This is a genomic window from Pseudomonas sp. NPDC087614 (assembly GCF_044743485.1).
GTDB classification, from domain to species: domain Bacteria; phylum Pseudomonadota; class Gammaproteobacteria; order Pseudomonadales; family Pseudomonadaceae; genus Aquipseudomonas; species Aquipseudomonas baetica_A.
The window spans coordinates 8,512-15,235 of the sequence record NZ_JBIUWN010000104.1 but is presented as its reverse complement, the minus strand read 5'-3'; the positions used below and the strand labels follow the sequence as shown (position 1 = coordinate 15,235).

Genomic DNA, 6,724 nt, shown 5'->3' with positions numbered 1-6,724 from the left:
AGGAGGGTGAAATCTCCCACGGTCTGTACTGCGCTAACAGTCAGAATCGAGCCTTGTCCCTCCTCCTCCCTTCAAGTCCTACCATACAAGCGGGCTTGCTCGCGAAAGCGCCAGATCAATCATCACAAAATCAGGAATCACTAGCGTTCGCGCATCGCCTCGGTTCGGGCCTTGAGCACTGGTTTGAGCAGGTAATCCAGCACACTTTTCTCCCCGGTAATGATGTCCACCGTCGCCACCATCCCCGGGATGATCAGCAGGGGTTTCACATCCCCGCCCAAATGATTTTTATCGGTACGCACCTGAATCAGATAGAAGCTGTTGCCCTTGTCATCAGTGATGGTATCGGCGCCGATCAGCTCAAGCTTGGCGCTGAGCCCACCGTAGATCGTGTAGTCATAAGCGCTGAACTTGACCATGGCTTTCTGACCCGGATGGAGGAACGCGACGTCTTGCGGACGCACCTTGGCCTCGATCAGCAGGTTGTCTTCCAGCGGCACGATTTCCAACATGTCGCTGCCCGGCTGGACCACGCCGCCGATGGTGTTGACCTTCAATTGCTTGATCACCCCGTGTACCGGTGAGGTCACGGTGGTGCGGCTGACGCGGTCGTCGATGGCGATGCTGGTTGCAGTGATTTTCGACAGGTCGGTGCGTTTTTCATTCAGCTCTTTGGCGGCTTCCGAGCGGAAGGTCTGTTCCGATTCGTCGATCTTGCTGCGGATCTCGGCAATCGCCGATTCCGCACGAGGAATCGCCAGTGTCGTCGCATTCAGCGAGCCACGGATTTCCACCGCGCTGCGCTTGAGCCGCAGGATCTCCACCGGCGATACCGCGCCGGCCTTGACCAGTGGCTCGGACATGTTCATCTCTTGTTGCAGTAATGACAGGCTTGAACTGAATTGGCCTTGCTTGGAGCGGAACTCCGCCAGTTCCTGAGTCTTTTGCCGTAACTGTTCGGTCAAGGTGCGCTGTTCGCTGGCCAGTCGCCGCTGGCGTTGTTCGTATAGTGAGCGCTCGTCTTCAGCCACTTGCGGGGCCTTGGCGATGACCTCTTCGGAGAGTTTGAACGGCCGACCTTCCGATTCTGCCGCCAGCCGTTCGACCTGTGCGGTCAATGCATATCGGTCGACTTCGCTCTCGCCCTTGTTCGATAAAAAGCGCGTGTCATCCAGACGCAACAGGGTGTCGCCCTTGTTCACCATCTGGCCTTCACGGACGAAAATCTCGGTGACGATGCCGCCCTCAAGGTTCTGAATCACCTGAACCTTGCTCGACGGAATCGCCTTGCCTTCGCCCATGGTCACTTCTTCCAGCACCGCGAACTTGGCCCAGACCAGCGCGCTGATCAGCAACCCCGCCGCCAGCCACACGGTAATCCGCGACCAGCGCGGCGAATCCTGCAACGAGGCGCCGGCGGTTTCCGGCATGAAATCGGCTTCGGCACTTTTGCTGAAACTGTCGAAGTAGCCGCGTGATTTGCTATCTGAAGAAGCAGACATGGGGCAACTCCTAGACCGCCGCCGAGCCGACACGGCCCTTGCGCAGCGCATCGATGACCGCTTCTTTCGGACCGTCGGCGACGATCCGGCCGTTGTCCAGTACCAGCAACCGGTCCACCAGGCTCAGCATCGAGGTGCGGTGGGTGACCAGCAGCAGGGTTTTGCCTTGTACCCAGTTGTGCAGTTTCTGACGCAGAAGGTCCTCACTGCTGTTGTCCATGGCGCTGGTCGGTTCGTCGAGCAGCATGATGGGCGGGTCGAGCAGCAATGCCCGAGCGAGTAATACGGCCTGGCGTTGACCGCCGGACAGCAATTGCCCGCGCTCGCCGACGGGGCGGTCGAAGCCTTGTGGATGCTGCCGGGCGAGTTCGGTGACACCGGTCAGTTCGGCCACTTCAAGCATCCGTGAATCGCTGACGTAGCGCGCGCCGAGGGTCAGGTTGTCGCGCAGGCTGCCCGCCAGCAGCGGCAGGTCATGGGCGACGTAACCGATCTGCTGGCGCAGGTCGGCGACATCCAGTTGCCGCAGGTCGAGGCCGTCGAGCAGCAACTGGCCTTCCTCCGGTTCGTAGAACCCCATCACCAGCCGCGCCAGGGTACTTTTGCCTGAGCCGCTACGGCCAATGATGCCGACCCGTTCTCCGGGCTTCAGGCTGAAAGTGACGTTGCTCAGGGCCGGCGCATTCTGGCCGTTGTAGTGAAACGTCACACCGCTGACGTCCAGTGCGCCTTGCAGTTGCGTACGCTCCAGCGGTCGCTGTTTGCCGTCGCGTTCCTGTGGCAACGACATCAGCGCGTCGGTGCTTTTCATGGTCAGTTGCGCTTGCTGGTAGCGAGTGATCAGCCCGGCAATCTGCCCCAGGGGGGCGAGCACGCGGCTGCCGAGCATGTAGGTTGCCACCAGCGCCCCGACACTGAGGTTGCCGGCGATGATGCTGTAGACCCCGGCGACAATCGTCGCCATCCCCGAAAACTGTTGAATGAACAGCGTGCCGTTGGTCGCCAGCGCCGAGAGGTTGCGCGCGTGGCTGTCGAGGCGGGTGAGGGCGCCGTGGGTGCTTTCCCATTTGTGCTGGCGCTCGCTTTCGGCGCTGCAGGCCTTGAGGGTTTCCAGGCCACCGAGGGTTTCGATCAGCAGCGCCTGACGCTCAGCGCCCAGGCTCAGGCTTTTTTGCACCGTGTCGCGCAGACGCACCTGAATGATCATCGCGAAGACGATGGTGATCGGGAAGGCCAGCAGCGGGATCATCACCAGCCAGCCGCCCAGCAGGCCGATGACCACCAGCATCAACACCACGAAGGGCAGGTCGATCAGGCTGGTCAGGGTTACCGCCGTAAGAAATTCGCGCAGGCCCTGGAAGTCATGAATGCTCTGGGCGAAACCGCCGATGGTCGCCGGTCGCGCCTTCATCGACATGCCGGTGATGCGCTCGAATAACGTCGCGGAAAGGATCACGTCGGTTTTCTTGCCGGCGGTGTCGAGCAGGTGCGCGCGCACCACCCGTAATACCAGTTCGAAACCGGTGCCGATCAGTAGACCGATCGACAACACCCACAGGGTCGAGGTGGCCTGATTGGGCACCACGCGGTCGTAGGTCTGCATGACGAACAGCGGCACCATCAGGCCTAAAAGGTTGATCAGGAAACTGGCGAGAATTGCATCGCTGTACAGCCATTTCGACAGCTTCAGGGTGTCGCGAAACCATGCATGTACCCGTGGCACCAGCGGTGAGCGCAGGTCTTCGAGTTCATGCCGAGGTCGAGCGAACAAGGCCTGGCCGCTGTAGTGCTCGCTGAGCTCTTCGCGACTGACCCATTGCTCGCCGCCATCGGCTTCACTGGGCAGGATCAGCGCTTTGCCGTCGTCGCCGAAACGCCGCAACACGGCGGTGCGACCGTCGTTGAGCAGCAACAGAAGCGGCAGGTTCAGCGGCGAAATGTCGTTCAGGTCTCGCCGCAACAACCGTGCCTGTAACCCGGCACGGGCGGCGGCGCGGGGCAGCAGATCAAGGCTCAGGCGTTGTTTGTTCAGCGGCAGACCGGCACTCAGGCTGGCGCGACTGACCGTCGCGCCATGGAGTTTGCAGAGGATCAACAGACCGTCGAGTAACGGATCATCGAAGCTCAGCCGCGGATCGACTCCGCAATGGCCGGGTTCCATGCTGGTCATATTGATTGTTCCCCTGTTACCGCTTCATTGGACTTACTTCAGTTCAGGCAAGCGCGCTTCGTTTTTCACTTCGGTCGCAGCGATCGCGTCGGCAGGCAGCACCACCCGTTGTTTGCTCAGCAACTGACCCATGTTCGCCAGCACGCGGTACATCGAGTATTCCTCGGTGTAACGGATTTCGGTGTAGCGGCGGTTGGCGTTGTAGAGCTCGTTTTCACTGTCGAGCAAGTCGAGCAGGGTGCGTTGGCCGAGGCCGAACTGGTCCTGATACGCGGCGCGCACGCGTTTGGTGGTTTCGGCGTATTCGCGGGCGGTCGGGGTTTGTTTCTTGGCGTTGACCATGGCGTTCCAGGCCAGGTGAATGTTCTCGTTGAGCTGGCGCAGGGCGTTGTTGCGGATGTCCATGGCCTGATTGATCTGGTGTGCATCGGAGGCCAGTCGTGCCTTGTCGCTGCCGCCGCGGAACAGGTTGTAGTTCATCACCACGCCCACGCGCCATTCGTTGTCGTGGCCCTGGTCACCCTGCACGTTGTTGTTCGCGCCCACTGCCGCTTCCGCGTCGAAGCGAGGGTAGAACGGCGATTTGGCCACTTCGTACTGGCTCTCTGCCGACTGCACATCGGCCTGTGCGGATTTCAGATACGGGTTGTTCTCGACCATGCTCTGCTGGGCTTCCGGCAGGGTGGCGGGCAACTCGCCACGGGTCGATGCCGGCGCTTCCAGCTCGTCGGGCATGCGCCCGACCACGCTGTAGAAATTCGATTCGGCATCGGCCAGATCGACTTCAGCGGTATCGAGGTTGTTTTGCGCCAGTGCCTTACGGGCACCCGACTGGTCGGAGTCGGCGGTGCTACCAACACCGCGCTCGGTACGCAGGCCAATCTGGTCGTTTACACGCAAGTGCGCCTGCAGGTTGTTGCGGGCCAGGGTCACCAGTTCGCGGCGCTTGAGCACTTCGAGGTAAACCTCGATGGTGCGCAGGGCCAGATCCTGAGCGGTGCCTTGCGCGTAGTAAGCGCGCGAGTTGGACACGCCTTTGGTGCGTTCAACCTCGTTGGCGGTGTTGAAACCGTCGAAGAGCATCTGCCGCAGCCGCAATTCGGACTGTGTGTAGTTGAGGATCGAGGTGTGGTGGTTACCCAGCGACCGGGTCGTGGTGTTGTCGCTGTAGCCGCGCCCGTAGGATGCGTTCAAATCGACGGACGGGTAGAAACCGCCCTTGGCGACTTTGATTTGTTCATCTGCAGCCAGGCGTGCGTCCACGCGTGAAGCCAGTTCCGGGTGCGTGGCGATGGTGCTTTGAATCGCCTCGGTGAGGTTCATGGCCTGAGCTTGAGAAGTGCAAGCCATGGCCAGCAAAACCGCGCTGCAGAGGGGGGTTAGAACGCGCATGGGTGCATCTCCCTGATTCCTGATGGTGTGTTACTGTCGCCAAAAATTTGGCGGTATTTTTAGCTGTAGGCGTTTCACTCTTGTAACAACAGAGCTAAGAACATCCTGAAGCGTAGCTAAGAAAAAATTTTCATAAGGCTTATGCCGAAAAAAACTTATGCGCTTTGTAAAAACCGGCACATTGTTCAGGTCGAAAGCCTTTGTTTTATGTGCTTTAGGGAGCGCGAAAAGGCTTGAGGAAAGTTCCATTCACTTTGCGACATACGGCGAAGTACTGCTGAAGGGGAGGGACGCGTAGCGGTTGAGGGGTGACAGATTTTTGTCACCTGGGTGATTCACCACCGTTACGTAGCGTTAGTCGGTGTGCTGCTTCAATCGGGGTTTGCAAGTGCTTGATAGCACTGAAGTTTCCCCTTGAGGCGTCACCGGCCAAACGAACTGTCGAGGGTGCGAGCGTCGCCCCGACAACCCGATTGAGCCATGGGCTGCTTCGCGAACCAGTGCCGACGGTGGTCGGCAGCGGAGGAATTCACATGGCAACGCTCATTGGTATCGTCACTAAAGTCATTGGTCAGGTTTTCGCGCAAGGTACTGACGGCACTCGTCGCGCCTTGGTCGAGGGCGACCGTTTGTTTGCTGGCGATCAACTGATCACCGGGGCCGAAGGCGCCGTCGCCGTTCATCTGCAAAATGGCCAGGATTTGACCCTGGGCCGCGACAGCAGCCTGACCATGACCGGCCAATTGCTCGCCGATCAGGCCGCCCATGTGAACGCGCCGGAGGCTGTGACCCCGAGCGAAGCGCAACTGACTGACGTCGAGCAGATTCAGAAAGCCATCGCCGCCGGTGACGACCCGACCAAAACCGCTGAAGCCACCGCCGCTGGCCCCAACGCCCCGGGCGATACCGGTGGTGCAGTGGGCGGTGGGCACAGTTTTGTCTTGCTGACGGAAGTCGGCGGGCGGGTTGATCCGATCATCGGTTTCCCCACTGCCGGGTTCAATGGCATTCCCGAATTTCCCGAAGTACGCCAAAACGCTGTGATCGATAACGGCGATGGCACCCCCGCGCCTGTCGTGCCACCCGTCAACAACCTCGTGACCCTCACCGGCCTTGCCGTGCCCGGGGGCGAACTGACACTCAACGAAGCGAATCTGCCAGATGGCTCGGCGGCCAATGCTGGCGCGCTGACCCAAAACGCAAGCTTCACGGTAACGGCACCGGACGGTTTGAACAGTCTGAGCATCGGCGGCATCAACGTGATCAGCGGTGGGGTGGCCGTCGGTTTCCCGCAATCGATCACCACGCAACTGGGCAACACCCTGACCATCACCGGTTACAACGCGGCGACCGGCGTGGTCAGTTACAGCTACACCCTCAATGGCAACGACACCCATGCGACGGGTGGCGGCGCCAATAGTCTCAGCGAACAGTTCACCGTGATCGCCGGCGACAGCAATGGCGATACCGCGACCGGTACGCTGGACATCAACATCATCGACGACGTGCCCAAAGCGTTCGATGACAGCAACGCGTCGACCGCCTCGGAAACCTTGCTCACGCTGACCGGCAACGTCCTGACCAACGACGTGCAAGGCGCCGACCGTGTACCCACCGGGCCGGTGACGGCCGGTACATTCACCGGCACCTACGGCACGTT

Annotated in this window: 4 protein-coding genes; 1 reads left to right on the top strand and 3 read right to left on the bottom strand. The window is 60.3% G+C overall.

Going from position 1 to position 6,724, the window contains the following annotated elements; all coding sequences use genetic code 11:
• Positions 1-140 precede the first annotated feature (140 nt).
• From ACIOWA_RS25455 to ACIOWA_RS25445, 3 genes are read right to left on the bottom strand one after another with little or no spacing between them, the layout of a single operon-like run.
• A complete protein-coding gene (locus ACIOWA_RS25455; RefSeq protein ID WP_339496093.1) occupies positions 141-1,502 on the bottom strand; it encodes an HlyD family type I secretion periplasmic adaptor subunit in 1,362 nt (453 codons plus the stop codon).
• A 10-nt stretch (positions 1,503-1,512) separates the two neighbouring features.
• Positions 1,513-3,672, bottom strand: coding sequence for a type I secretion system permease/ATPase (locus ACIOWA_RS25450; protein WP_339430772.1), 2,160 nt, complete (start codon positions 3,670-3,672; stop codon positions 1,513-1,515).
• Between the two features lie 33 nt (positions 3,673-3,705).
• Complete coding sequence (locus ACIOWA_RS25445; RefSeq protein ID WP_339430771.1) at positions 3,706-5,064, bottom strand: TolC family outer membrane protein; 1,359 nt, start codon at positions 5,062-5,064, stop codon at positions 3,706-3,708.
• 533 nt (positions 5,065-5,597) lie between these two features.
• On the opposite strand from ACIOWA_RS25445, the gene ACIOWA_RS25440 reads away from it, so the two are divergent.
• On the top strand, positions 5,598-6,724 hold a 1,127-nt coding region (locus ACIOWA_RS25440; RefSeq protein WP_401162530.1), incomplete at its 3' end, for a retention module-containing protein.